The following is a 24,828-nucleotide window of genomic DNA, read 5'->3' as shown; positions in this document are numbered from 1 at the left end:
GCTCAATGCTCCCAGAAATAGACGGTTGCGGGTTCCGGTTCCCAGACCCTCGCATTGTCTATGCCGGGCAGCTTGGTCAGCGCGCGATATTCCGAGCCGAAGGCGACATATTGGTCGGTCTCGGCCATGACGGCCGGCTTGCAAGCGATCGGATCGCGCACCACGCCGAAACCGTTCTTGGTGCCGACGACGAAGGTGAAAAAGCCGTCGAGGTCGGACAGAGTACCTTCCAGGGCCTCGCCGAGGTTCTTGCCATGCGCCATCTGCGAGGAGAGATAGGCGGCCGCGACCTCGGTGTCGTTTTCGGTCTCGAAGGTCATGCCTTCGCGCCGCAGTTCGCGCCGCACATTGTTGTGGTTGGACAGCGAGCCATTGTGCACCAGGCACTGGTCGGCGCCGGTCGAGAATGGATGCGCGCCCATCGTGGTGACGGCCGATTCCGTCGCCATGCGGGTATGGCCGATGCCATGCGTGCCGGTCATCGAGCGCACGTCGAAGCGGTCGACGACTGCTTCCGGCAGGCCGACTTCCTTGTAGATTTCCACCGCTTCGCCGGCGCCCATGATGCGCACGTCGGGGCGGATCGACTGCAGTGCCTCGCGCGCGGCGTCGACCTTGCCTGGCACGGTTCTGAGCACCGCATGCGTCGACTTCACCGCAATGCTCACCGGCGCGCCGATCGCCTTGGCGAGTTCGGCGTCGAGGCCGCGGAAATCGCGCTCGGGCTTCGCCGACTGGATGGTGATCTTGGCTTCATTCTTCGAAGGTGCGCCGTAGATGGCGATGCCGGCGCTGTCGGGGCCGCGATCGCTGAGCGAGATCAGCATCTGCGACAACATCGAGCCGAGCTGCGGCTCAAGCGACTTGTCCTTCAAAAAAAGTCCGACGATTCCACACATGTCAGCCTCCCGGCGTTTACCACTAAGAGATGATGTACCGAATGCGCTGCCCGAATTCAATCGTATGAAAAAAATATTCCTGTAGTTACGTATGCGGCTCAATGCCGCCCTGTCCACTATCGCCGCCCGCGCGGGCACTGTGAACCCATGTGGCGGCGCGGATGCGGGCGATTTTGTAGGCATCGAGGATCGACAGCGCATAGATCAGGAAGCCGCCGGCATGGCGGCCGATGAGGCTGGCGTCGGCAGGGGCGATCTTGGCCGTCACCCAGGCCAGGATCACCATGAAGAACAGGAACTGCAGGCCACGCACCGGCACGCCGAGTATGACATGGCCGCTTGCCGGCAGGACGATCGCGGCGCCGAGCACGAGATAGGGATTGGTCGGTGCGGGTGCGCTCATGCCACCTGCCTTTCCTGGCGGTTGATGGCATCGCGCAGCGTCGATGCCGAGGTGAGCAATCTCTCGATCAGCGCCGGATCGAGCCTTGCGCGCCCGAAGGCAGCCTGCCGAAACACGCCGTAGCGCGCCCGCTCGGCCTCGGCCAGCAGCCAGACGATGCGCACGCCGTTCGGGGTGATCAAGAGTTCCTTGGCGCGGCCTTCAGCAAAGACGTCGAGATGACTGGCGATGAGGTTCTGCGGAAAGCGCGACGCCCTGAGGTCGGTTCGCAGCACGGCCTCGGCCGGAAATCCCGGCGCCTTCGGCAGTGTGTGCTGGAGATGGTCGAAATTGGAGAAGGTCGTCGGCGAGCCGGGCCGCATCATCATGTCGAAGGTCGCCGGCACCGCGACCGGTTCGGTGATCGAGACGCTCAGCCAGCGCGCCGGCAGTTTTCGCGTCGCCAGCGTGTCGACGATGGTGCGCACCTGCACGCGCCGTTCGTTCCACGAACCCACCCAGGTGACGACGCCAACTGTGCCGTCGGAGATGTCGGCGGCATCCGGGATGACGGTCCGGATGCTCGCCGCCTCGGCGGCAAGAGCAGCCTTGGCCCTGTTGCGGCTGGCGCGCGCATGCCAGGCGAGGTGCAGGACGAGAGCCAGGGCGATCGCCCCGGCCAGCAATGCTGTCGTCACGTCAGACACCTCGTCCCGCCATGCCCGCCCAGACCGGCAGGCCCTCTCCTGTCAATAGCCCTGTGGCTTCGGCCACGGCATGGTGAACTGGTCGCCGCGGCGCACATAGCGGTAGCGGTAGAAGTGGAACCACAGCGAGATCAGGAAGTAGAAGGCCACCATGGCGATCAGCTGCGAGCCGAAGCCGAGGAAGATGGCAAAGAAGGTCACCACGCACAGGCAGAACAGCACGATGGCCGGCAGCGGATGGAAGGGGTGCGTGTAGCCGCGGCGGATGGTGCCGAGCGGCCACTTCTTCCGGAACATCATGATGTTGATGCTCATGAAGGTGTATTGCAGCACGCCTGACAGGATCGAGAAGGTGATCGCCTGGTTGAGGTCGGCGATGAAGGCGAAGGCGAGCGCAATCGGCAGCAGGAACAGGATCGAGCGATAGGGCGTGCGGTATTTCGGGTGCACGGCCGAGAACCAGGTCGGCAGATAACGGTCGCGTCCGAGCGAGAACCACGCGCGGGCCGCATCATTGATACAGCCATTCGCTGAGGCGAGTGCCGCCAGCAGCGTGGCGATGAACAGCAGGTTTTCCAGCAGCGCACTCCCCGTCAGCTTGCCGGCGTCCCAAAGGGGATAATAGGTGATGCCGAGATATTCCCAGGGCATCAGCGAGGCGCAGACATACCAGGTCATGGCGGCGGCGATCAAAAGTGTGATCATGCCGGCCATGGTGCCGTAGGGCAGCGAGCGGGCCGGCGAGCGTACTTCCTCGGCCGCCTGCGTGGTGCCTTCGATGCCGAGATAATACCAGATGCCGAACTGGAAGGCGGCGATGACGCCGATCCAGCCATAGGGCAGCGCATTACCTGGCGTGACCAGTTCGTTGAGCTTCAGCACAGCACCCTGTGTCCACGGGCTGACCGAGAAGAACAGGATGACGATCGAGACATAGGCGATCGCGGTGATGACGAAATTGACGTTGAGCGTCATCAGCACGCCGCGATAGTTGAGCCACGCCAGCACGACGATGGTGGCGGCAATGAAGGAATTGTGGGTGAGCCCCTCGACCCCCGCCTTGGCGACAATGGTGTCGCCGAGCAGGATGGCGTCCGAGACTTCCAGCATGGTGTAGGCAAAGACCAGGAACAGCGCGACGTTGAACGCCATCAGCGGTCCGACAATGTGCTTGGCCTGCGCGTACTGGCCGCCGGCGGCGGCGACAGTGGAGGTGACTTCGGAGTCGATCATGGCGACCGAAGTGTACAGCAGCCCGACCACCCAGCAGACGATCAGGGCTGCGAGTGCGCCGCCCTTGTCGGCCGAGAAATTCCAGCCGGTGAATTCACCGACCAGCACGATGCCGACGCCGAGCGCCCAGACATGGGCTGGGCCGAGTACCCTCAGCAGCGATACCCGGTCGCCGTGAATGGTGGTGGTGATGGTATTCTCAACCGCGGCGGTCATTGATCGATCCCCACTCAGATCCGGTGTTTTTCGGAAACGGCTTCAAGCTCGCCTTCGCGCGAGGAGGTCAGCACATCCTCGGAGTAGGTCGTGTCGATCTTGAACCAGTCGTAGAGCATCCACAGCGCAAGCACGACCGAGATACCCCAGCATGCATAAGACAGAGCTATCCACATGAGCGTGCTTCCCCAAAATCTCTGGCGTTGTCTGAATTTCTTGCGTTATTTGTCGTCGAACTTTTCGTTGATGACGTCGCGATATTCGCGGTCGGAGGCGCGGAACAGGAAGACGAAATAGCCGATCAGCACCGCCGCCATGATGATCAGCGTCGGCCAGTCGATGATGTAGTGGAAGCGGTTCTGGATGATGTCGTGCGCGGTCTCGGGCGTATAGCCGAGCTTTTCCCAGATCGACGCCATGGTCGGGTTCTGCCCGAGCGCTTCCCAGGTCTTGGCATCGAGCGCATCGATGGATTTTGCGGCACCTGCCAGGCCGAGTTTCAGCGGCAGCCACAGCGCCACGAAGATGGCGACCACGACGACGACGATATCGAAAATCTGCCCGGCCTTGCCTTGTTCCGGCGGCGTGTAGCGCGACATGTCTTCTACCCCTCAGGATTTGCGGTTGCGGGCCGCGTCGGCGTTCTTGATGTCGAGACCGTAGATGAAGTCCTTGTCTTCCTTGTAGTGATTGACCATCGCCAGGATGGCGGCCGTGTTGAAGATCAGCACGGCGGCCGCCGCGATGGCGACGACGATCTTGATCCCGGTGTCCGGGATGTAGGGCCATGTCATGATGAGCACGAAGAGGATCGTCGCCCACAGGCAGACGATCAGGAGCGCGGATCCGCGCACGTCGGAACGATACAGCGCTTCGATGCGCTGCTGCAGGTCTGACATCGGTTTTCCCCTTTATTCCAACGCCGGCTTCCGAATTGGCCGGTCGCTGCCCTCTTTCAAGAGAGTGAAATTTTTTTCATAAATTCAGACCGATTTGCGAAATTGTCAAGGCGAATTTACGTTTGGTTAACCGGTCATTTTGGCGTGGCAAATTTTGCCTGACAATGAAATTATTTGCTTATGGGTATTGCGACATCGGCAAGTTTGCGGTCAATATTCACCCAAAGCTCCCGCCGCAGCGCAGGGGGCAGGGAACACAATAGAATTTTCGAACGGAGGACTAGCGGATGACGGCATCCTGGAGATTTTCGACCTTGGCGGATCGCCACCGCGCGCTCGGCTCGAAGCTCGAAGACTGGAGCGGCATGGGCACCGCCTGGACCTACGACAAGGATGCCGACGAGGAATACACCGCCATCCGCACCAAGGCCGGGCTGATGGATGTGTCGGGCCTGAAGAAAGTCCACATCACCGGGCCGCACGCCTCGCATCTCATCGACCTCGCCACCACGCGCGATGTCGAAAAGATCTATCCCGGCAAGTCGGCCTATGCCTGCATGCTGAACGAGGCCGGAAAATTCACCGACGATTGCATCCTCTACCGCACCGGCCCGAACGCCTGGATGGTGGTGCACGGCTCGGGCACCGGCCATGAGGAATTGCAGCGCGCTTCCGTCGGCCGCGACGTGTCGTTGCGCTTCGACGACAATCTGCACGATCTGTCGCTGCAGGGGCCGACCGCTGTCGATTACCTCGCCAAGCACGTGCCCGGTATTCGCGACCTCAACTACTTCCATCACATGCAGACGCAGCTGTTCGGCTTCCCGGTGATGATCTCGCGCACCGGCTACACCGGCGAGCGCGGCTACGAGATCTTCTGCCGCGGCCAGGATGCCGGCACGATCTGGGACAGGATCCTCGACGAGGGCAAGAGCGCCGGCATCATTCCCTGCCGCTTCACCACGCTCGATATGCTGCGCGTCGAAAGCTATTTGCTGTTCTATCCCTACGACAACTCGCAGAAATATCCCTTCGAGAATGAAGGCCCCGGCGACACGCTGTGGGAGCTCGGCCTCGACTTCACCGTCAGTCCAGGGAAAACCGGCTTCCGCGGCGCGGAGGAGCATTATCGGCTGAAGGGCAAGGAACGCTTCAAGATCTATGGCGTTCTGCTCGACGGCAAGGAACCGGCCGACGAGGGCGCACCGGTCTACCGTGATGGCAAAAAGGTCGGCGTGGTGACCTGCGCCATGTATTCGCCGCTGGTCAAGAAATCGATGGGCATCGCCCGTCTCGACGTCGACTGCGCGGTCAAGGACACCAAGCTCGAGATCCGCAACAAGAGCGGCTCGATCAAGGCGACGGCGCAGCCGCTGCCGTTCGATGATCCGAAGAAGACCAAGCGCACCGCCAAGGGTTGAGGCATAGTCGACAGCGAGGGGTTTTAAGGCACAAAGAGAGAATGGCAGCCAAGACGATCATCAGCCGGCCCATTTACGGAACCCTGTCTCCGCAGCCCGGCAAGCATCATCTTTTCGTGGCGGATGCGGAAGGCGCGCTGGCGATCGTTGATATGGCAAAGACAGCTCCGCCCGGCTTCTTCGACGGCGCCGAGATCGTCTTCATTCCCGGTCCCGACGGCAAGTATGTCGAAGCCCTCGAAGCGCTGAAGTCGGCGCAATTTCACGTTGCGCCATCCTTCGCGAGCCTTTTGCCGCGCCTGAAGCAGACGCTGACCAACGCCCATATGGGCCTGCGCCTCTATCTCGCCGGCACCGAAGGGCTGATCGGCCAGGCCATGCAGGTCGCTCTCGAAGCCGGCATCGACCACACCTCGATGCAAACCGAGCATCGCGGTTCGCTGGCGCGGCGCATGCAGTGCGTGCACTGCAAGGGCATCACCGAGAACGTGACGACGCAGCCGGCCACCTGTGCGCATTGCGGCCTGCTGCTTCTGGTGCGCGATCACTATTCCAGGCGCCTCGCCGCCTTCCAGGGCGTCTGCATCAATGCCGAGGACCGCTCGGAAATTCCTCCTGTCGAGGAGGCCTTCCCATGAGCACCGGCACCACCAAGCTCGATGTCGTGGTCAGCGATGTCGTCCCGGTCAACGACCTCGTCACCCGATTCCATTTTCGCCGCCGCGACGGCGAGCTGTTGCCGACCTTCTCCGGCGGCGCCCATGTCGTGGTCGAGATGCGCGACGGCGACCTGACAAGGCTCAATCCCTATTCGCTGATGGGCTCGCCGCTCGACACCCGCGAATACACCATCTCGGTGCGCCGCGACGATGTCGGCCGCGGCGGCTCGCTGTTCATGCACCGGTCGGTCAAGCCCGGCCTGGAAATGGTGGTCAGCTATCCCGTCAATCTGTTCTCGCTCGACCTCAGGGCAAAGAAGCATCTGATGCTGGCCGGCGGCATCGGCATCACGCCGTTCATGGCGCAGACCACGCAGCTCGCCGGAGCCGGCGGCAATTTCGAACTGCACTACACCTGCCGCACCGCCTCGCTCGGCACCTATGCCGACGTTTTGCAGGAGCGCTACGGCCGCCGCATCCGGCTCTACCACGACGACCTGGAGGAACGCATCGAGCTCGACCGTCTGTTGTCCTCGCAACCGCTCGGCACGCACCTCTATGTCTGCGGCCCCGCCGGCATGATCAACTGGGTGCGCGACCGCGCGGCAAGCCTTGGCTGGCCGCCGGAGACCGTGCATTACGAGCATTTCGCGGCACCGCAACCCGGTCTGCCCTTCGACGTGACGCTGGCCGTCAGCGGCAAGACCATCCGCGTCGGCGAGCAGCAGAGCCTGCTCGAAGCCATCGAAGCCGCCGGCGTCGATCCGCCCTATCTCTGCCGTGGCGGCGTCTGCGGCCAGTGCGAAACCAATGTCATCTCGTATGACGGCAAGTTCATCCACAACGACCACTGGCTGAGCGAGGAAGACCACCGTTCCGGCTGCAAGATCATGCCGTGCGTGTCGCGCTTCGAGGGCAAGTCGCTGGTCTTGGAGCGGTAGAGCATTTTGCAGCCAAGTGGATACACTTGGCGTCGCAGAAATGCGGCTAAAACAAAGAGATAGAGCGGGCATGCCGCTCTAGGAGGAAATCATGGGCATCACCTTTCGTAAGGAAACGTTCCGCGACGATTTCACCTTCAAGAACAGCCCGGAGCACATCAGGCGGTTTCCGTTCCCGTTCCACGAAGACGCCTACATGTATGCCGTCAACATCGAGCCGCATGTCGTCGGTCCCAAGGGCTCCGTGCTGGAGAACCTGATCGACGTCGACGAGCACTATGTCGCCGAAATGCAGGACCGTGCTCTAGTGCTGGCTGAGGACCCGCTGCGCTGCCAGTCGCTGCCGCACATGACGCTCGCCGGCTGGGACCTGCTCGAGCTTTTGATGGAGCAGCAGGCGCTTGGCTATCCAGAGCATTTCACGCTGACGCGTGATGGCGACCGCTGGCGCTGGATCAACCGGCCGCTCGGCATCGACGACACCTTCACCTTCGGCGACACCTCGACACTGCCTTATGGCCCGATGGAATACATCACCCGCCAGAGCCAGGGCGATTTCTGCATCCTCGACCAGCGCGACGGCAATCTGTGGATGGATGCCGGCATGGTCACCACCCAGGCAGACTGGTCGCTCGATTTCGACATCGGCATGAACTTCTTCGAGTGGCACGCGCCGGTGCCGCTGGCGCATGAGAAGGGGATCTTTGTCAGGGCGCTGAAATTCCTCACCAACATCCAGCAAGGCAAGCCGGCACGGCGGCTGAACTGGACGATGACCATCAATCCGCGCCTCGACACCAGCCCGGAAAATTACCACAAATGGGGACCAGACCGCGCGACGGTGACGCCGGAGAACGTCGGCGACAAGGTGCATCTGCGCGTCGAGCTGCAGAGCTTCTGGCGCCTGCCGCGCTCGAACGGCATCGTCTTCCCGATCCGCTGTTATCTCATCAAGATGGACGAGCTGGTGACGCAGCCGAAATGGGCCCGGCGCCTGCACCGGGTGATCCGCGACCTGCCGGAGGAACTGGCCACCTACAAGGGTCTGACGCGGTATCGGCCGACGCTGGTCGAGTGGCTGTCGAGGCTGGATGATGGCAGCGCGACATCACCGGGGTTTGGGCCGGATTGAATTTCTCCTGCTGATGTTGGCGCTGCCCCTCAAGCAGCCAATCTCCCCCCAAGAGGGGGAGATGCCCGGCAGGGCAGAGGGGGGCGCCGTAGAGCGCCGGCCTTTGCCCAATGTCCGCCCCAGTGCTTCGGCGAAGCTCACGACGCGCCCCCCAATCTAGCCACAATCACTACATGCTGGCAGACATTGTCGACATCGCGGATAACATCGTCGTTCCAGAAGCGCAGAATGGTCCAGCCTAGCGCCTCGAGCTTGGCGGTTCTTGCAGAGTCCAATTCCGACGTTTCGGCTTGGCCATGCTGGGAACCATCAAGCTCGACGATCAGCTTTTTGTCCGCACATGCAAAATCGACGATATAGCCGGCGATAGGCATCTGGCGCCGGAACCCAAGTCCCATCAGCCTGTGTGCCCTGATCTCATTCCAGAGCTTGAGTTCGGCATCGGTCATCACCTTGCGCATCCTGCGCGCATTGCGGCGGTTGTTGGCGGATACTGGATTATGCGTCATCGCGGTTCGCCCCCCTCTGTCCTGCCGGACATCTCCCCCTCAAGTGGGGAGATCGGATGTCACTTCGGCTTTCGCCAATCGCCAATGCTGCAAAAAGGGGGAGCCGTCGCGAAGCTGCCGATCTCCCCACGAGGGGACCAAGGGAGATCGAGCTCCTAGCCCGCGCTGTTCTGCGGATAACAAATGATCGACAAATAGCGCATCGGCAGTTTTGTCAGCTGCTCCGGCCCATGTGGCGCATCGGCGTCGAAGAACAGGCTGTCGCCCGGCTTCATCGGGTAGAGGTTGCTGCCGTGCCGGTACACCACCTCGCCCTCCAGCATATAGAGGAACTCCATGCCCTCATGCTGGAAGGTCGGGAACACATCCGAGTCCTCGGTCAGCGTGATCAGATAGGGCTCGACGACGACGCCGCTGGTGTTGGAGCCGATATGGCCGAGCAGATTGTACTGGTGGCCGGCGCGGGTGCCGCGGCGCTCGACATCGAGGCCTTCGCCGGCTTTGACGAAGACAGCGCTGCGCTCCTCCTCGAAGCGGCGGAAGAAGGCGGTGACGGGAACGCCGAGCGCCCGCGACAGCGCCTGCAATGTGGTCAATGACGGCGAAGTGATGCCGTTCTCGATCTTCGACAACATGCCGAGCGAAATGTCGGTGGCGACGGCGAGATCGGCGACAGTGATGCCGAGCTTTTTGCGGAAGGCCCTGACTTCACGGCCGATCGCCACTTCCAGCACCTTTTCGCGGGTGTCGCGAATGGCATGCGGGTTCTGCGTCAGCGGCGTGCGGATCGCGCGCCCGTCGGCAGCCTTCGGCAAGGCCTTGGCCTTGGCGGGAACGGCGCCGGACTTGAGATCGGATGCTGTCTTCGCCATGTCGCCGCTCCGAAGAATCGCAGATTTATTTCACTCAAGGTGAACATATTCGGTGCCGATACAGAAACGCAACCTCGACAGCAAGCCCCTTAAGTCGAATGGTGTCCGCACAGGATTTGCGCTGTCATCGGTTTTTGCCGGAAATCCGTTGGGGCGAAACGCGGTTTCGCCACAAGGCCTGTTGACAGCATCGAAGAGGCAATTAGTGTGACTGTGAGTGAAATTTGTTTCGTAAGAGCAATTCTGGGAAAAGTGTGGAACAGCTTTCCCGGGAAAAGCTCATAGCGCTCTCCTTTGGGAATTGCGTCGAGACAAAGTCGAAATGAGACCGGGAGGCCTGCCATGAAAACGCGTGTTGCCGTCATCGGAGCCGGGCCGTCCGGTCTGGCCCAGCTCAGGGCTTTCAAATCGGCCGCCGATAAGGGCGCCGAGATTCCCGAAATCGTCTGCTTCGAAAAGCAGTCCGACTGGGGCGGCCTGTGGAATTACACCTGGCGCACCGGCCTCGACGAACACGGCGATCCCGTCCACGGCTCGATGTACCGCTACCTCTGGTCGAACGGGCCGAAGGAATGCCTGGAATTCGCCGACTACTCATTCGAGGAGCATTTCGGCCGTCCCATCGGCTCCTACCCACCGCGCGCGGTTTTGTGGGACTACATCAAGGGCCGGGTCGAGAAATCAGGCCTGCGCAAATGGGTGCGCTTCAACAGCCCGGTGCGCATGGTCACCTTCTCGGATGTCACGAAGAAATTCACCGTCACCGCGCATGACCGCACCAACGACGTCACCTATTCCGAAGAGTTCGACAATGTCGTCGTCGCCTCGGGCCATTTCTCGGTGCCAAACGTTCCCTATTTCGAGGGCTTCTCGACCTTCAACGGCCGCATCCTGCACAGCCATGATTTCCGCGACGCGATGGAGTTCAAGGGCAAGGACATATTGATCATCGGCCGTTCCTATTCGGCCGAGGACATCGGCTCGCAATGCTACAAATACGGCGCCAAATCGATCACCTCCAGTTATCGTTCCAAGCCGATGGGCTTCAAATGGCCGGAGAACTGGAAAGAGGTGCCGCTGCTGCAAAAAGTCGTCGGCAAGACGGCGCACTTCAAGGACGGCACCACCAAGGATGTCGACGCCATCATCCTGTGCACCGGCTATCTGCATTCCTTCCCCTTCCTCACCGACGATCTGAAACTCAAGACCGCCAACCGCATGTGGCCGCTCGACCTCTATGAGGGCGTCGTCTGGGAAAAGAACCCGAAACTGTCCTATATCGGCATGCAGGATCAGTTCTACACCTTCAACATGTTCGACGCGCAGGCGTGGTTTGCCCGCGACGTCATCATGGGCCGCATCAAGCTGCCGTCGGTGCAGGCGATGGCCGAGCACGGCGCCAAATGGCGTGCTCGCGAGGAGACGCTCGAAGACGCCGAGCAGATGATCTGGTTCCAGGGCGATTACACCAAGGAGCTGATGGACCAGACCGACTATCCCGGCTTCGACGTCGAGGCGGTCAACCAGACTTTTATGGAGTGGGAGCACCACAAGGGCGAAGACATTATGAGCTTCCGCGACCACGCCTACCGATCGCTGATGACCGGCACCATGGCACCATTGCATCATACGCCTTGGCTGCAGGCGCTGGACGATTCGATGGAGAGCTATCTCGAGGTCAAAGGTGTGGCGGCCGAGTAGCTCCAGCCGACAAGAGGTTATTCTTGGCTGACGAAGATCAATCGGAGCTCTTATCTTCCGTCAGCGATCTGGGCTTCGTGCGCCTGCTGATAGCCGATCTACATGACGATCTTCCAGCCAAGGTCGCGAGATTTCGCCAGCTTTCCGACCTCTCCGCTGCACTTGGTTCAAGTGGGACGATGCTGCCCGGCGGTGAAACAACTTACGCAGCTTGGACTGAAGCTCGGACAAGCTTCGTGCACGGAAATTTTGTGGCAACGGTTCTACTGTGCCAAGGTCTTGCAGAGCATATGCTGGCCGCATATCTCGCCCTTGGTATCAACGGGGAGGAACTGCCAAATCGAATTTCGTTTCAGGATACGCTGCGCAGATGTGTCACACGAAAGGTGATTACGCAAAGTGACTCAGACGATCTTCGTCGTCTGATGGAATTGCGCAATCCTCTTTCCCACTATCGAAGTATTGACGACCCTTCGAATCTCTCGAGACGTGTTCTGAATACGATGTCGCCAGCCGAGGACCATTTACGGAGTGACGCTTCTTTCGCAATCAGCATGGCTGTGCGCCTGCTAGCGTTGCCTGCCTTTCGGTTGGGTGCTGAAGTTGGTCCTTAAGAACAATCATCCCAATCTCGCCCGTGCCTTCGCCGTCCAGGCATTGAACAGCCGGTCGGCAACGATGCCGATGAAGGCGATGGCGAGACCCGCAACGATGCCGCGCCCGGAATCAGCTTTCGACAGCGCGATGAACACCTCCTGGCCGAGATCGCGCGTGCCGACCATGGCGCAGATGATGATCATCGCCAGCGCCATCAGGATGGTCTGGTTGACGCCGAGCATGATTTCCGGAAGCGCCAGCGGCAGTTGCACGCGAAAGAAAGTCTGGCGCGGCGTGCAGCCCGAGACCTTAGCGGCCTCGATCAGCGCCGGCGGCACCTGGCGGATGCCGTGATTGGTGTAGCGGATCGCCGGCACCACGGCGAAGGCTATCGTTGCGATCATGGCGGTGACGTCGCCGACCCGGAACAGCATCACCACCGGGATTATGAAGCAGAAAGACGGCAGCACTTGCAGCGTATCGATGACGGGCGTGACGATCTTTTCGAAGCGGTCGCTGCGCGCGGCCATCAGGCCGATCGGGATGCCGATCAGGCAAGCGATGAAGGCCGAGATGCCGCAGAGATAGACCGTCGCCATGGTCTTTTCCCAAAGGCCGGTGACAGCGCAGAAGGCGGTCAAGGCGGCGACGAGGGCGGCGAGACGCAGGCCCGAGAGCTGATAGCCAGCGAGACCGAGCAGGAACACGGCGCCCAGCCATGGAAAGCCTTCGCAGAATGCGCGCAGCGGGTTCAGCACATTGAGGATCAGCGCCACGCGAAACGCTTCGATCACGTCGAAGAAGTTGATCGTCACCCAACTCACCGCTGCCTTCCATAGAGGTGCGGTGGTGAAGGTGATCGCCTTCGGCACCGCCGCGAAGGCCGGCACGAACAGACCGAGCAGCGTCGTCACGATGAGGATGGCGATGGCCAGTGATAGATTGGGATAGCGCCGCCAGAAACTCTGGTTCGCTTGCTGTTGAACGTGGCCCTTCGCTTGTTTGTGCGCGATCGCCTGACTCAGCCTATCGAGCGCGATGGCCAGCGCGACGATGGCGAGGCCGGCTTCCATGGCTTCGCCGACCTTCAGTGCGCGCAGCGCCAAGAGCACGTCGTAGCCGAGGCCGCCGGCGCCGATCATCGAGGCGATGATCACCATGTTCAGCGCCAGCATGATCACCTGATTGACGCCGACCATCAGTGTCGGCCGCGCCGAGGGCAACAGCACGCGCCATAATTTTTGCCTTGCCGTGCAGCCGGCCATCTCGCTGAAATCGTCGATCTCGGACGGCACCCGCGACAGACCCAGCATCGTCGCCCGCACCATCGGCGGCGTGGCAAAAATGGCGGTGGCGATCATCGCCGAGACCGGGCTGTTGCCGAACAGAAGCAGCATCGGAATGAGATAGGCGAAGGTCGGGATGGTCTGCATCAGATCGAGGGCAGGGGAGACGATCAGCCTCTCGGCCCACGGCTTGCGCCACGCCCAGATGCCGGCGAACAGCCCGGTGACGATGCAGAACGGCACCGCGATGGAGATCAGCGCCAGCGTCAACATGGCGCTGGTCCACTGGCCGAACAGCGCGATGTAGAGGAAACAGCCGCCGACCAGCAGGCCGAGCTTGCGGCCGCCGGCTGCATGACCGGCGATGAAGGCGACAGCGCAGACGCCGACCCAGGACAGACGCGGCAGCACATAGGCATCGGCGCCGTGGCCGATCTTGAAATTCTTGGCGAGCAGATTGAGCGCGAAATCGAGGGGCACACCGAGCACCGCGGTGATCGAGCGCGTCAGCCACGAAAGGTTCGACTTGATCCAGCGCATCAGCGCGCTGACCCAGTCGGCGACGGGAACGACCGCCTCGGCCGGATAATTGACCGCCCAGGGCAGCCTCTCCTGCAGCAGGAACACCAGCAGCACGGCGGCAAGTGCCAGCGCCCAGACCAGCAGCCAGCGCTGAACCGGCGGCCTCGTTTCGCTGGCGCTTGCCGTCACCGTCATGCGCCGGCCCTGTCCAGGCCGGCCAGCAGCCCGATCACGGCTTGCGGCGTCACTTCGCCGATCGGTTTGCCGGTGCCGTTGACCACCGCGAACGGTTTGCCTGAGGCGACGATGCTGGCGGAGAAGCTGGCGATCTTGGCATCCGGCGAGACCGTGCCGCCATGCTCCGAACCATCGCAGGCGCGCATCAGGCTGCGCGCCGAAATCACCTTGGCGCGGTCGACGTCGCGGGTGAACTCGGCGACGTAGTCGGTCGCCGGATTGACCACCAGCTGTTCCGGCGTGCCGATCTGGATGACCTCGCCATCCTTCATGATGGCGATGCGGTCGGCCAGCCTTATCGCCTCATCGAAATCATGGGTGATGAAGACGATGGTCTTGTGCAGCATGGTTTGCAGCCGCATCAGCTCGTCCTGCATCTCGCGGCGGATCAACGGATCGAGTGCCGAGAACGGTTCGTCGAGAAACCAGATTTCCGGCTTGGTCGCGAGACTGCGGGCAATGCCGACGCGCTGCTGCTGGCCTCCGGAGAGTTCGCGCGGATAGAAATGCTCACGACCCCGCAAGCCAACGAGCTCGATGACTTCGCGGGCCCGTGCTTCGCGTGTCGGCCGATCCTGCCCCTGAATGCTGAGCGGGAAGGCGATGTTGTCCAGCACGTTGAGATGCGGCAGCAGCGCGAAATTCTGGAACACCATGCCCATGCGATGGCGCCTGAGTTCGATCAGCGCCGCGTCGGAAATCTTCAAGAGGTCCTTGCCTTCGAACTCGACCTTGCCGTGGGTCGGCTCGACCAGCCGCGACATGCAACGCACCAGCGTCGACTTGCCGGAGCCGGAAAGCCCCATGATGATGAAGATTTCGCCCTGGCGGATTTCAAGATCGACGGCGCGCACCGCGCCGACCAGCCCGGCGGCGGCGACATCGGCCATGCTGGCCTTGCCGTCGCGCTCGCGAATGAAACTGGCTGCGTTCGACCCGAACAATTTCCAGACATTGCGGCAGGCAAGCTTTATCGGCCGCGCATCCTTTGGCACGCCAACTGCCTGCGGTTCAGTCGCTTCCGTCATCCAATGGTCCTTCTGGAAAATGGAGATATAGACCCGGCCGTTACGGCCGGGTCTGGCTTCCAGTCGGAACGATCACTGTGCCCAGGCTTTCCAGTCGGCTTCGTGGGCGGCGATCCAGGCGGCGGCGACGTCTTCCGGCGTCTTGCCGCCGAGATCGATCTCGCCGCTCATCTTGTTGAGCTCGTCGGTGTCGACCGTGTAGGCCTTGGCCACCTTGTAGGCGACCGGCCATTTGTCCTTCATGCCGGACCACGAGTACTTCCAGATCTCGCCATGCGGCTTGCCGCAATCATATTTGGCGTCGGGGTTGGTGCCCCATTTCGGATCGGTGTAGCACTCGGGCGTATATTCCGGGAATTGCACCCACTCGCCCTTGTACTTCGCCGGCGCCCAGTGCGGCGAATAGATCCACAGCATGATCGGCGCCTTGCGCTGATAAGCCGAGTCGAGTTCGGCGAACATCGCCGCGTCGGTGCCGGCATGGATGACGGTGAAGGGCAGCTTCAGCGCCTCGACGCGCTCGTCGTCAAACCCCTCCCATGTCACCGGGCCGCCGAGATAGCGGCCCTTCGGCGCCGTTTCGGCAGTCGAGAAGGCTTCGGCGCATTTCGGGTCCTTCAGCGCTTCCCAGTTGGGCAGGCCCGGGCACTTTTCCTTCATGTATTCGGGAAACCACCACTCTTCCTTGGCCTTCGGTCCGAGCTTGCCGAGCCGCTCGGTCTGGCCCGTAGCGTCGGAAGCCTTCATCGCCTCGCCGGCGGTCGTGTCCCAGAATTCCAGGCCGACATCGAGGTCGCCATTGGTGAGGCCGGTAGTCAGGCTGGAGAGGTAGTCGGCGGTCGGATATTCGACGGTGTAGCCGAGCTTTTCGAGAATGCCGCCAAGGATCTTGGCGTTGAGGTTGACGCTGGTCCAGTCGAACAGCGCGATCTTGATCGGGTCGTTGGATTCCGGTGCTGCGGCCTGTGCGGCCGGTGTCAGTGCACTTGCCGCAGCAAGTGCGAGGGCTCCCATTGATAGGTTCGAAATCACACTGCGAAATGACATGCTTGTTCTCCTGTCAAACCATGTGGAAATTCTTAGTCGTTCCCTTCTTGCGTCTTTTCTTGATTGTGTTGGAAAGGCGGGTCGTTGCGCAAGCTCGTTCGCACCATGCCATTGCCGCGGCGAGAGCCGACGCAGGCGAGATGGTGCTCAATCTGGTGGTGGTATGATGCTGGACGGGCCCGCGTCATGGCATCGCATGGATTGCTGCGCGAGCAATCGTCAACGGATCGATCGCCGCTCTGGCGGCGCTCTGAGAGGTGCGAGCCATCAAGGTCCCATGATCTCGGCCGGCGAGCCCCATCCCCGCCAAGGTCGTTTCATGGGATGAAATTATATATACCAACGTTCATGCGGCGCAACGGCTGATGCCTTGTGCACTGCGGAATTTCAGACTGGTCGATTGCCAGCCGTCAGGTCGGACCTCACGACATGATCAAACCGCCATCGACATTGATGGTCTGGCCCGTGATGTAGGTGGCGTCGTTGCTGGCGAGGAAGCTGACCAGGCCGGAGACGTCCTCGCCGCTGCCGGCGCGGCCCATGGGGATGTTCTTCACCCATTCAGCCATCAGCTCGCCGGGCTTGTAGTCGCCCATCAGCTTGCCCCAGGCTGCGTCATTGTAGGCCCACATGTCGGTGTCGATGATGCCGGGGCAGATCGCGTTGACGGTGATTTTCTCCTTGGCCACTTCCTTGGCGAGGCTCTGGGTGATGCCGACGACGCCGAACTTTGACGCCGCGTAGTGAGGCGTGTAGATGAAGCCCTGCCGTGCTTGGCCAGACGCCGTGTTGATCAGGCGGCCGCCATCGCCATGCTTGCGGATGCGGGTGATCGCTTCCTGGCAGCACAGGAACACGCCCTTGGTGTTGACCGCCATCACCTTGTCCCACTCGGCCTCGGTCATCGCCTCGATCCGGGCGATGGTGATGACGCCGGCATTCTGCACCGAAATGTCGACGCGGCCGAATTGCTTTTCGGCGAGGTCGTAAAGAGCTGTGACCTCATCCTTCTTGGTCACGTCCATGCGCATCGAAGTGACCTTGGCGCCCGCCGCTTTAAGGCTGGCGGCGACCTCTTCAACGCGGGCATCGATGGCACTGACCACGACCGCAGCACCTTCCTCGGCAAAGCGCTTGGCCATCGCCGCACCGATACCGCCGCTCGCGCCGGTGATAACTGCCGTCTTGCCTTCAAAACGCTTCTGCACTTTTTCTTCTCCTACCAGCAGACAAAACCGCCATCGACGATCAGGTCGATGCCGGTGACGAAACTCGCAGCGCGGCTGGCCAGAAACACGGTCGGGCCGACCATCTCTTCCGGCGTCGCCATGCGCCCCATCGGCGTATCGCGCTCGAAGATCTTGATCTGTTCGGCGACTTCCGGCCGCTTGTTCATCGGCGTCAGCGTGTAGCCTGGGCTCACCACATTGACGCGCAGGCCGCGATCGGCCCATTCCATGGCGAGGCTCTTCGACATGTGGATGACGGCGGCTTTCGACGAATTGTAGTGCGCCTGGGTCAAGCCGCGATTGACGATCGAGCCCGACATCGATGCGATGTTGACGATCGAACCCTTGCGGCGCGAAAGCATCGCGCGCGCCTCGGCCTGGCAGGACAGGAACACGCCGCTGACATTGACGTCATAGATCTTCTGCCATGTCTCAAGCGGCAGCGTCTCGGCCGGTTCGGCGCCGGCGATGCCGGCATTGTTGACGGCGATGGTCAGCGCGCCGAGCTCCTTCTCCGTGCGCGCGACCGCCGCCGCGAGGTCATCCTCCGACGTTACCGTCCCGGTCAGCACCAGCGCCTTGCGGCCAAGCGCGGCGATCCTGTGCGCGGTCTCTTCCAGCCCGCCTTTCGAGGCATGGCCGAAACAGGCAATATCGGCGCCGGCTTCGGCTAGCCCGATGGCGATGGATTGGCCGATGCCGCTGCCGGCGCCCGTCACCAGCGCCACGTCGCCGCTGAGATCGAATAATTTCATGTGTGTCTCTCTCCCTGAAATGAAGGGGCGCCAACTCCTGGGTTAGCGCCCCGCGCGGTCCGGTGCCTGGGAGGGTATCACCTGCTGCGCTGTGTTCCGATCCCCTTGCTCAGCTCGTCGCGAGTTCCATGACCGTGACATTGCTGGCTTCGCTGCGGTCGAGAATGCCGCGCTGGCGGCCGCGGCTCAGCACCAGCACGCGGTGCGACAGCCCCAGCACTTCCTCGAGGTCGGAGCTGACCACCACGACCGCCATGCCGGAGCGGGCGAGGTCGGCGATCACGTCGTAGATCGCAGCGCGCGCGCCGACATCGATGCCGCGCGTCGGCTCATCGAGGATGAACACCTTCGGCGGCCGCGACACCCATTTGGCGATGATCACCTTCTGCTGGTTACCGCCGGAAAGTTTTGAGACAGCCTGGTTCGGCTTGCCCTTGACGCCGAGCCTTGCGATGCCCGCCTCGGCGAATTTCTGCACTGCTTTAGGAAATACCCAGCCCTTCGGCGCGACATGGTCGAAATTGCCGAACGCCAGGTTTTCGCCGATGGTCTGGTCGAGCACCACGCCTTGCGCCTTGCGGTCTTCCGGCACCAGCACGACACCGGCCTTGATCGCTGCCGCCGGCCCGCTGAGATGCACCGGTTTGCCGGCGACGCGCACCGAGCCCGACGAGATCGGATCGGCGCCGGCGATCGCCCGCACCAGTTCGGTGCGGCCGGCGCCGATCAATCCGGCAATGCCGAGGATCTCGCCAGCTTTGACCGAGAAGGAGACATTGTTGAAACTCTTCTCTGGCGAGGACAAGTTCTCGACCTCAAGCAGCGTTTCCTCGCGCGATGGCGACAGATGCGGGAACATCCGCTCGACCGAGCGGCCGACCATCTGCTCGACCACGGTGCGCACGGACACGTCGGCGCGCTCGTGGCGCGCGACGATGCGTCCGTCGCGCATTACCACCACGCGGTCGGCGATCTGCGCGATCTCATCGAGCCGATGGCTGATGTAGATGAAGGACATGCCTTCCGCCTTGAGCTTGCGGATCTGCTGGAACAGCAGTTCCGTTTCCTCACCGCCGAGCGCTGCTGTCGGTTCATCGAAGATCAGCAATTCAGCATTCAGCGTCAGCGCCTTGGCGATCTCGACCTGCTGCTGGGCGGCGATGCGCAGTGTGCGTACCTTGCGCTCGGGCGAGACGTCGAGGCCAAGCCGCTTCAATTGCGCCGAGGCCTTGGCGTTCATCTCAGCACGGTCGATGCGGCCGCCGCGCATCGGCAGCCGCCCGACATAGACATTTTCCGCCACCGACAGGTCCGGCAGCAGCTTCAGTTCCTGATGGATCATGCCGACGCCGGCATCGATGGCCGCGGCGGGCGAGGCGGGGGAATAGGGTTTCCCCCGCCAGCTGATGGTGCCGGCATCGGCCCTGATCGAGCCGGCGATGATATTGGACACAGTCGACTTGCCGGCACCGTTTTCGCCGAGCAGCGCCACGACCTCGCCTGGCCGTACCTCGAAGCTCGCATCGGCCAGGACCTGGACCGGTCCGTAGCTCTTGCAGAGGCCGTTGACGAAGAGCCCGTTGTGCGGGCTTTCGCTGTGGCGAGGTTCAGGGGACATCGTGGCGCTCTCTTAAGCGGTGCCGCAGCTTACGGATGCTTGGCGATGAACTGCTCGACATTGTCCTTGGTGGTCAGCGTCGCATCCTGCAGCTGTTCGGCCGGAATGCTTTCGCCAGCCACCAGCTTGATCGCCGCATCGACGGCGAGCCTGCCCATGCCTTGCGTCTGCTGCGTCGCGGTGACGTCGAACACGCCGTCCTTCAGCGCCTTCAGCGCCGCTACGTCACCGTCGAAGCCGGCGACCCAGACCTTGTGGCCGGGATTGGCGACCTTGACCGCCTGTGCCGCACCCAGCGCCAGCGCATCGGCCTGGCCGATGACGATGGAGACATCAGGATGCGACTGCAAAAGGTCCTGCGTCAGCTTGAAACCTTCGTCCTGGTGCCAGCCTTCGCTCCACAATTCGCCGACCACCTTGATGTCGGGATAGGCCTTGAGCGCTTCGCCGCAGCCCTTCGAGCGGTCGACCTCGGGCGTCGTGCCCTTCTGGCCATGGATGATGATCAGCTCGCCTTTGCCGCCGGCCTGCTTGGCAATGTAGTCGCACACCGCTTGCGCCGAGGCGACGCTGTTGGTGGCGATGAAGGTGTCGCCGGGCGCGCCGTCGGCGTTGCGGTCGACATTGATCACCGGAATGCCGGCTGCCTTGGCTGTCTTGGTCGGCACGGTGGCGGCGGTGGCGCCGGCCGGAATGTAGATCAGCGCGTCGATGTTCTGCGTGATCAAATCCTGCACCTGGCTGACCTGCGTCGCCGAATCGCCCTTGGCGTCGACAGTGACGATCTCGATGCCCTTCTCCTTGCCGTAGGCTTCGACCGACTGCTTGATCTGGTTGAAGAAGTCGGCCTGCAGGTTGGCGACGGCGAGGCCGAGCTTCTTGGCCTCTTTGGCCGAGGCCATGTCGGTCAGGCCGAGCAGGGGAATGATTGCGGCCGCGGCAAGCAGCAGTGAACGTTTGGTCAGCATGTGTTTCCTCCGTTGATAGTCAAACTGTCCCGCCTGCGCATCGCGCCCCTTGGAACATCCCAGTTTCGGATCGACCGATCCGCCTATCGCCCGGACGCTCCGGGCGAATTTCTCATTGACCTCGCCGACGCCAAGTGTCGGTGGCGACCGCCAGCGCGATCACCACGCCGATCACCACCTGCTGGATGAAGGGCGAGACACCGAGCAAATTGAGCCCGTTGCGCAGCACACCGATGATGAGCACGCCGACCGCAGTGCCGCCGATCGAGCCGACGCCGCCCGACAGGCTGGCGCCACCGATCACCACGGCGGCGATGGTGTCGAGCTCATAGCCAAGGCCGGAGCTCGGCTGCACCGAATCCAGCCGCGCCGCCAGCACGATGCCGGCAAGCCCGGCGAGCACGCCGCAGATAGCGTAGACCCAGTTGGTCAGCGACTTCACCGGAATGCCGGAGAGCCGGGCCACTTCGGCGCTGCCGCCGATGGCGTAGAGGCTGCGGCCGGTGGCGCGGTAGTTGAGGAAGATGGCGAAGATGATCGCCAGCACGATCATCAGCCCGACGGTGACCGACAGAAAGCCGAGATGGCGGATGATCGACAGGTTGGTGAACCAGTCGGGGAAGCCGACGATCTGCGAGCCGTCAGTGATCATGTTGGCAAGACCGCGCGCCACCGACATCATCGCCAGCGTGGCGATAAAGGGTGGTAGCCGGGTGACGGTCACCAGCAGGCCGGACACCAGTCCGCAAAGACCGGCGACGACCAGTGCGGCGACGACGCCGGCCGCAAGCCCGAGATTGAGATAATCGGGGTGGGCAACGAAGCCCATCACCATGGCGGCCAGCGCCAGCACCGAGCCGACCGAGAGATCGATGCCGCCGATCAGGATGACCAGCGTCATGCCGATCGCCATGATGCCGAGCACGGTGATCTGGTCGAGCACGTTGAGGATGTTGCGCACGGTGAGGAATGTGTCGGTGGTCAGCGTCAGCGCCAGGCACAAAAGCACCAGCCCGATCAACGGTCCCATGGTTCCGGCGAACAGCGCCGAAAGCCTCGTGCTCGTCGCGCCTTGCGCGCCGGTCGCGGCTTTCAACTCGCCTGCATCATTGCTCACGGCCACTTCGTCTCCTCCGTCAGCGAAACGGCGCTGGCCCGCCGTCCGCTCTTGTTCACCAGGCACCTCCCTGTGAACAATTTATCTTTGATATGCAATTTTGTTCAGCTAAACTGTTCATTAGAAAATTGTCAAGAGCCGTTGAGCCATTCGGCGATGGTTTGCGCCACCGGGCGGTTTGTCCTAGGGAAGGCCAGGGGGCGGCGCTTTGCGGAAAAGATTTCCGAAATCTGCCGCGGGAGAGCACGAGCATGGCGACCGTCGAAAATGAGAAGGCCTCGCGCTTCCCCGATGCCGAGCTGAAGGCCCGCGCTGCCTGGCACTACTATGTCGAGGGCCTGACGCAGGAGCGCATCTCCGAGATCCTTGGCGTCGGCCGCATCAAGGTGCACCGCATTCTATCCGCCGCCCGCGAGGAGGGCATTGTCCAGTTCCGCATTCGCGACAGTGTCGTCGAATGCGTGCAGCTTGAGGAAAGCCTGAAGCAGCGCTTTGGGCTCAGTCAGGCCGTCGTGGTGCCATCAGCCGCCGACCGCAGCAACGCGCCGCTGATGATAGGCCACGCCGCCGCCGCCTATCTCGCCGACAACGTCAATGCCGGCGATGTCATTGCGCTGGGCTGGGGCCGCACGCTGAAATTCGCCATCAACGAATTGCCGAGGCGGCCGATCGCCAGAACCACGGTCGTTTCGATGCTCGGCGGCCTCACCCATGCGCAGCCGCTCAACCCGACAGAAAGCGCCTGGGAGTTCGCCGAAAAGATCGGCGCCGAATGTTTTCTTCTGCCGGTGCCGGTCTATGCCGACAGGCCCGAGCAGCGCGATGCCTTCATGAGCCAGCGCAGCGTCCAGGACGTCGTCTTCCGAGCGCGGCGGGCCAACATCGCCGTGCTCAGCGTCGGCTCATTCTCCAATGACAGCCCGATCGCCAACTACGGCTTTATCAAACCGAGCGAACTCGAGGAGCTGCAGGCAGCCGGCGCGGTTGGCGACCTGCTCTGCCACTTCATCGACGCCGAGGGCCGCCCGGTCGACCATGAGGTCAACCGCCGCGTCTGCGCCTATCCGCTGCAGGATCTGTCCGACATTCCCAACATCATCCTGGTTTCGGGTGGGCAGGAGAAGATCGCCGTCATGCGCGCGGCACTCGCCAACACCAGGATTTCGGTGCTCATTACCGATGAGGATGCGGCCAAGGGCTTGCTCGGCCGGTAGTATTTTGCAGAGATTTCACGGCGGAGGTCAAGCACGTCCCCGGGATCCTGCCGCGACAATCAAAAGAAGGCGGTGGCGTAGCGATCCTTCGCGCCCCCCTCTGTCCYGCCAGCTCTCACTGACTAAACCTGCCCAACCTCACCCAGTCGCGCATGAATATCGCGCGTCGCATGATAAAGATCGCGGTAGATCGCCTTGCGCGCCCGGTAAGCCCGCACCAGCGCGGTGTCCGGATCGACACGCCGGGCCGACGCGGCCGCCATCGCCTTCGCCGCCTCTTCCGGCGAGGCGAACCAGCCGATCGCCGAGGCCGCCAGTATGGCCGCGCCGAGTGCGGCCGCCTCGTTGACCGGCGACACGAACAGCGGCCGCTCGAGAACGCTGGACATGATCTTCATCAGCAGCGCCGAATTGGTGCCGCCGCCGGCGGCGATCATCTCCTCCGGCTTGCCGCCGCTCTCGGCTTCCATCGCCTCGCTGGCGATGGCCTGCTCGAAAGCGATGCCTTCCAGCGTTGCGCGAAAGAGATGCCTGGGCTCATGGTTGAGCGACAGGCCGACAACGGCGCCACGCGCCGCGCCATCCCAATAGGGGCTCATGACGCCGGCCCAATAGGGCATGACCAGCAGGCCGTCACTGCCGGCCGTGACATCGACCGCAAGCTTCTCCAACTCCGCTGCGGAAGCCGCGCCGGTGGTGCGCACGATCCAGTCGACCAATTGCATGCCCGAGCGCAGCACGGTCTCCAGCATGAAGCCGGAGCCGGTCGGCGAGACCAGTGTGCGAAACGCATCCGATGTGGTGACCGTGCCAGAATAGCAGCCGCAGACGACGCCGGAGCCGAGCGAGAGATAGCTCTTGCCGGCGCCATAGACACCCATGCCGAGGCCCATAGCCTGGCCGTCGCCGGCACCGGCGACGATTGGCGTACCGGCCTTCAGGCCAGTCAGCTGCGCAATGCTTTCGGCGAGTCCGCCGCAGATTTCACCGGGACCGACCAGCGCCGGCAACTGCTCGGGCCTAAGTCCCGCGGCCGCGATGAGTTCGGGGTGCCATTGTCCTGTCGCGACGTCGAGCAGGCCGAGCGGATCGGCACTTGCCGTGCTGGTGACGAGACGGCCGGTCAGCCGATGGACAAAGAAGCCGTGCACGTCGACGAGTGCGGCGGCGCTGTAGAGCACCTGCGGCTGGTGCTCCGCCAGCCAGGCAATGGCATAGAGTGCCGGCGTCGGGTCCGGCGGCTTGCCGCTCCAGTCGCGGATCTCTTCGCGGCCGAGCTCGGCCGACAGCCTGGCGACCTGCGGCCGGGCGCGCTCATCAAGCCACAGGATCGCCGGAATGAGCGGCTTGCCGGCATGATCGATCAGCGTGAAGGTCTCGCGCTGATGAGCGATGGCGATCGCCGCTACGCGCGCCGCTCCTATCTTGTCGGTGACCTCCTTCAGCGCGCCGACAAGGGCTGCCCACCAATGTTCGGCATCCTGCTCGAAATGGCCGGGCTTCGGGTTTGAAAGCGGATAGGTTTCGCGCGCCTGGAACAGCTCCACGCCGTCGCGCGCGAAAGCGATCGCCTTCACCGCCGTCGTCGAGGCATCGATCCCGATAACGACATCGTCCATCACAGCTATTCCCGAAGGGT

Annotated in this window: 25 protein-coding genes; 7 read left to right on the top strand and 18 right to left on the bottom strand. The window is 62.5% G+C overall.

Annotation, left to right across the window (positions count from 1 at the left end; genetic code table 11):
• Positions 1–2: 2 nt before the first annotated feature.
• The 7 genes from AC1DYO_RS19775 to AC1DYO_RS19745 all read right to left on the bottom strand — a co-directional run bounded on the left by AC1DYO_RS19775 (position 3) and on the right by AC1DYO_RS19745 (position 4,336).
• Positions 3–899 carry a class II glutamine amidotransferase gene (locus tag AC1DYO_RS19775; RefSeq protein WP_477266097.1) on the bottom strand — a complete coding sequence of 299 codons (897 nt, stop codon included), beginning with the start codon at positions 897–899 and terminating at the stop codon, positions 3–5.
• Positions 900–984: 85 nt separating this feature from the next.
• A complete protein-coding gene (locus tag AC1DYO_RS19770; protein WP_477266095.1) occupies positions 985–1,302 on the bottom strand; it encodes a hypothetical protein in 318 nt (105 codons plus the stop codon).
• Positions 1,299–1,988 carry a hypothetical protein gene (locus tag AC1DYO_RS19765; protein ID WP_477266093.1) on the bottom strand — a complete coding sequence of 230 codons (690 nt, stop codon included), beginning with the start codon at positions 1,986–1,988 and terminating at the stop codon, positions 1,299–1,301. The genes AC1DYO_RS19770 and AC1DYO_RS19765 overlap by 4 nt, the downstream gene beginning before the upstream one ends.
• A gap of 42 nt (positions 1,989–2,030) precedes the next feature.
• The gene (locus AC1DYO_RS19760; RefSeq protein WP_477266091.1) at positions 2,031–3,437 is read right to left on the bottom strand and encodes an APC family permease; all 1,407 of its coding nucleotides are present in this window, start codon (positions 3,435–3,437) and stop codon (positions 2,031–2,033) included.
• 14 nt (positions 3,438–3,451) lie between these two features.
• Positions 3,452–3,613: a hypothetical protein gene (locus AC1DYO_RS19755; RefSeq protein WP_477266089.1), complete on the bottom strand. Its 162-nt coding sequence runs from the start codon at positions 3,611–3,613 to the stop codon at positions 3,452–3,454.
• A gap of 45 nt (positions 3,614–3,658) precedes the next feature.
• Entirely contained in the window at positions 3,659–4,036 is a 378-nt protein-coding gene (locus AC1DYO_RS19750) for a hypothetical protein (protein ID WP_023668545.1), read from the bottom strand.
• Positions 4,037–4,048: 12 nt separating this feature from the next.
• A complete protein-coding gene (locus AC1DYO_RS19745; protein ID WP_142869882.1) occupies positions 4,049–4,336 on the bottom strand; it encodes a hypothetical protein in 288 nt (95 codons plus the stop codon).
• 287 nt (positions 4,337–4,623) lie between these two features.
• Between AC1DYO_RS19745 and AC1DYO_RS19740 the strand changes: the two genes are divergently transcribed.
• From AC1DYO_RS19740 to AC1DYO_RS19725, 4 genes are all read left to right on the top strand, one after another.
• Positions 4,624–5,757 carry an aminomethyl transferase family protein gene (locus AC1DYO_RS19740; protein WP_027041338.1) on the top strand — a complete coding sequence of 378 codons (1,134 nt, stop codon included), beginning with the start codon at positions 4,624–4,626 and terminating at the stop codon, positions 5,755–5,757.
• Between the two features lie 41 nt (positions 5,758–5,798).
• Positions 5,799–6,395 (top strand): dimethylamine monooxygenase subunit DmmA family protein, encoded by a 597-nt coding sequence (locus AC1DYO_RS19735; protein ID WP_477266086.1) that lies wholly within the window; start codon positions 5,799–5,801, stop codon positions 6,393–6,395.
• On the top strand, positions 6,392–7,357 hold the full coding sequence (locus tag AC1DYO_RS19730; protein ID WP_477266084.1) for a PDR/VanB family oxidoreductase: 966 nt from the start codon (positions 6,392–6,394) through the stop codon (positions 7,355–7,357). Before AC1DYO_RS19735 ends, AC1DYO_RS19730 begins: the two co-directional genes overlap by 4 nt.
• 91 nt (positions 7,358–7,448) lie before the next feature.
• Positions 7,449–8,489, top strand: a complete 1,041-nt coding sequence (locus tag AC1DYO_RS19725; protein WP_477266082.1) for a heme-dependent oxidative N-demethylase family protein — start codon at positions 7,449–7,451, stop codon at positions 8,487–8,489.
• Positions 8,490–8,626: 137 nt separating this feature from the next.
• Here AC1DYO_RS19725 and AC1DYO_RS19720 read toward each other — a convergent pair whose 3' ends face one another.
• A complete protein-coding gene (locus AC1DYO_RS19720) occupies positions 8,627–8,998 on the bottom strand; it encodes an endonuclease domain-containing protein (RefSeq protein ID WP_477266080.1) in 372 nt (123 codons plus the stop codon).
• Between the two features lie 155 nt (positions 8,999–9,153).
• Positions 9,154–9,870, bottom strand: coding sequence for a helix-turn-helix domain-containing protein (locus AC1DYO_RS19715; protein WP_477266078.1), 717 nt, complete (start codon positions 9,868–9,870; stop codon positions 9,154–9,156).
• A 342-nt stretch (positions 9,871–10,212) separates the two neighbouring features.
• Here AC1DYO_RS19715 and AC1DYO_RS19710 point away from each other — a divergent pair, with 342 nt between their 5' ends.
• Positions 10,213–11,571 carry an NAD(P)-binding domain-containing protein gene (locus AC1DYO_RS19710; RefSeq protein ID WP_477266076.1) on the top strand — a complete coding sequence of 453 codons (1,359 nt, stop codon included), beginning with the start codon at positions 10,213–10,215 and terminating at the stop codon, positions 11,569–11,571.
• A gap of 23 nt (positions 11,572–11,594) precedes the next feature.
• Positions 11,595–12,185, top strand: coding sequence for a hypothetical protein (locus AC1DYO_RS19705; protein WP_477266074.1), 591 nt, complete (start codon positions 11,595–11,597; stop codon positions 12,183–12,185).
• Between the two features lie 6 nt (positions 12,186–12,191).
• Here AC1DYO_RS19705 and AC1DYO_RS19700 read toward each other — a convergent pair whose 3' ends face one another.
• The 8 genes from AC1DYO_RS19700 to AC1DYO_RS19665 all read right to left on the bottom strand — a co-directional run bounded on the left by AC1DYO_RS19700 (position 12,192) and on the right by AC1DYO_RS19665 (position 21,954).
• Positions 12,192–14,171: an ABC transporter permease gene (locus AC1DYO_RS19700; protein ID WP_477266072.1), complete on the bottom strand. Its 1,980-nt coding sequence runs from the start codon at positions 14,169–14,171 to the stop codon at positions 12,192–12,194.
• The gene (locus tag AC1DYO_RS19695) at positions 14,168–15,241 is read right to left on the bottom strand and encodes a quaternary amine ABC transporter ATP-binding protein (protein ID WP_477266070.1); all 1,074 of its coding nucleotides are present in this window, start codon (positions 15,239–15,241) and stop codon (positions 14,168–14,170) included. The genes AC1DYO_RS19700 and AC1DYO_RS19695 overlap by 4 nt, the downstream gene beginning before the upstream one ends.
• A 72-nt stretch (positions 15,242–15,313) precedes the next feature.
• On the bottom strand, positions 15,314–16,288 hold the full coding sequence (locus AC1DYO_RS19690; protein ID WP_477266068.1) for an ABC transporter substrate-binding protein: 975 nt from the start codon (positions 16,286–16,288) through the stop codon (positions 15,314–15,316).
• Positions 16,289–16,710: 422 nt separating this feature from the next.
• Entirely contained in the window at positions 16,711–17,496 is a 786-nt protein-coding gene (locus AC1DYO_RS19685) for an SDR family oxidoreductase (protein ID WP_477266066.1), read from the bottom strand.
• A gap of 11 nt (positions 17,497–17,507) precedes the next feature.
• Positions 17,508–18,272 (bottom strand): SDR family oxidoreductase, encoded by a 765-nt coding sequence (locus AC1DYO_RS19680; RefSeq protein ID WP_477266064.1) that lies wholly within the window; start codon positions 18,270–18,272, stop codon positions 17,508–17,510.
• A 109-nt stretch (positions 18,273–18,381) separates the two neighbouring features.
• Complete coding sequence (locus tag AC1DYO_RS19675; RefSeq protein WP_477266062.1) at positions 18,382–19,890, bottom strand: sugar ABC transporter ATP-binding protein; 1,509 nt, start codon at positions 19,888–19,890, stop codon at positions 18,382–18,384.
• Between the two features lie 29 nt (positions 19,891–19,919).
• A complete protein-coding gene (locus tag AC1DYO_RS19670; protein WP_352584436.1) occupies positions 19,920–20,858 on the bottom strand; it encodes a sugar ABC transporter substrate-binding protein in 939 nt (312 codons plus the stop codon).
• A gap of 112 nt (positions 20,859–20,970) precedes the next feature.
• Positions 20,971–21,954, bottom strand: a complete 984-nt coding sequence (locus tag AC1DYO_RS19665; RefSeq protein ID WP_477266258.1) for an ABC transporter permease — start codon at positions 21,952–21,954, stop codon at positions 20,971–20,973.
• 272 nt (positions 21,955–22,226) lie between these two features.
• Here AC1DYO_RS19665 and AC1DYO_RS19660 point away from each other — a divergent pair, with 272 nt between their 5' ends.
• Entirely contained in the window at positions 22,227–23,189 is a 963-nt protein-coding gene (locus AC1DYO_RS19660; protein WP_477266060.1) for a sugar-binding transcriptional regulator, read from the top strand.
• A gap of 122 nt (positions 23,190–23,311) precedes the next feature.
• Here the strand turns inward: AC1DYO_RS19660 and AC1DYO_RS19655 are convergent, their stop codons facing one another.
• Positions 23,312–24,808, bottom strand: a complete 1,497-nt coding sequence (locus tag AC1DYO_RS19655) for a xylulokinase (RefSeq protein ID WP_477266058.1) — start codon at positions 24,806–24,808, stop codon at positions 23,312–23,314.
• Positions 24,809–24,828: the final 20 nt, after the last annotated feature.

The sequence above is a fragment of the Mesorhizobium sp. P2_F5 genome (assembly GCF_056403715.1).
Note: the sequence above shows the minus strand (reverse complement) of the source record. Positions and strands in the feature narration are given on the sequence as shown.

Coding starts and splice junctions, on each gene's coding strand:
- AC1DYO_RS19775 (WP_477266097.1), bottom strand. CDS start 899: ATGTGTGGAATCGTCGGACTTTTTTTGAAGGACAAGTCGCTTGAGCCG.
- AC1DYO_RS19770 (WP_477266095.1), bottom strand. CDS start 1,302: ATGAGCGCACCCGCACCGACCAATCCCTATCTCGTGCTCGGCGCCGCG.
- AC1DYO_RS19760 (WP_477266091.1), bottom strand. CDS start 3,437: ATGACCGCCGCGGTTGAGAATACCATCACCACCACCATTCACGGCGAC.
- AC1DYO_RS19755 (WP_477266089.1), bottom strand. CDS start 3,613: ATGTGGATAGCTCTGTCTTATGCATGCTGGGGTATCTCGGTCGTGCTT.
- AC1DYO_RS19750 (WP_023668545.1), bottom strand. CDS start 4,036: ATGTCGCGCTACACGCCGCCGGAACAAGGCAAGGCCGGGCAGATTTTC.
- AC1DYO_RS19745 (WP_142869882.1), bottom strand. CDS start 4,336: ATGTCAGACCTGCAGCAGCGCATCGAAGCGCTGTATCGTTCCGACGTG.
- AC1DYO_RS19740 (WP_027041338.1), top strand. CDS start 4,624: ATGACGGCATCCTGGAGATTTTCGACCTTGGCGGATCGCCACCGCGCG.
- AC1DYO_RS19735 (WP_477266086.1), top strand. CDS start 5,799: ATGGCAGCCAAGACGATCATCAGCCGGCCCATTTACGGAACCCTGTCT.
- AC1DYO_RS19730 (WP_477266084.1), top strand. CDS start 6,392: ATGAGCACCGGCACCACCAAGCTCGATGTCGTGGTCAGCGATGTCGTC.
- AC1DYO_RS19725 (WP_477266082.1), top strand. CDS start 7,449: ATGGGCATCACCTTTCGTAAGGAAACGTTCCGCGACGATTTCACCTTC.
- AC1DYO_RS19720 (WP_477266080.1), bottom strand. CDS start 8,998: ATGACGCATAATCCAGTATCCGCCAACAACCGCCGCAATGCGCGCAGG.
- AC1DYO_RS19715 (WP_477266078.1), bottom strand. CDS start 9,870: ATGGCGAAGACAGCATCCGATCTCAAGTCCGGCGCCGTTCCCGCCAAG.
- AC1DYO_RS19710 (WP_477266076.1), top strand. CDS start 10,213: ATGAAAACGCGTGTTGCCGTCATCGGAGCCGGGCCGTCCGGTCTGGCC.
- AC1DYO_RS19700 (WP_477266072.1), bottom strand. CDS start 14,171: ATGACGGTGACGGCAAGCGCCAGCGAAACGAGGCCGCCGGTTCAGCGC.
- AC1DYO_RS19695 (WP_477266070.1), bottom strand. CDS start 15,241: ATGACGGAAGCGACTGAACCGCAGGCAGTTGGCGTGCCAAAGGATGCG.
- AC1DYO_RS19690 (WP_477266068.1), bottom strand. CDS start 16,288: ATGTCATTTCGCAGTGTGATTTCGAACCTATCAATGGGAGCCCTCGCA.
- AC1DYO_RS19680 (WP_477266064.1), bottom strand. CDS start 18,272: ATGAAATTATTCGATCTCAGCGGCGACGTGGCGCTGGTGACGGGCGCC.
- AC1DYO_RS19675 (WP_477266062.1), bottom strand. CDS start 19,890: ATGTCCCCTGAACCTCGCCACAGCGAAAGCCCGCACAACGGGCTCTTC.
- AC1DYO_RS19670 (WP_352584436.1), bottom strand. CDS start 20,858: ATGCTGACCAAACGTTCACTGCTGCTTGCCGCGGCCGCAATCATTCCC.
- AC1DYO_RS19660 (WP_477266060.1), top strand. CDS start 22,227: ATGGCGACCGTCGAAAATGAGAAGGCCTCGCGCTTCCCCGATGCCGAG.
- AC1DYO_RS19655 (WP_477266058.1), bottom strand. CDS start 24,808: ATGGACGATGTCGTTATCGGGATCGATGCCTCGACGACGGCGGTGAAG.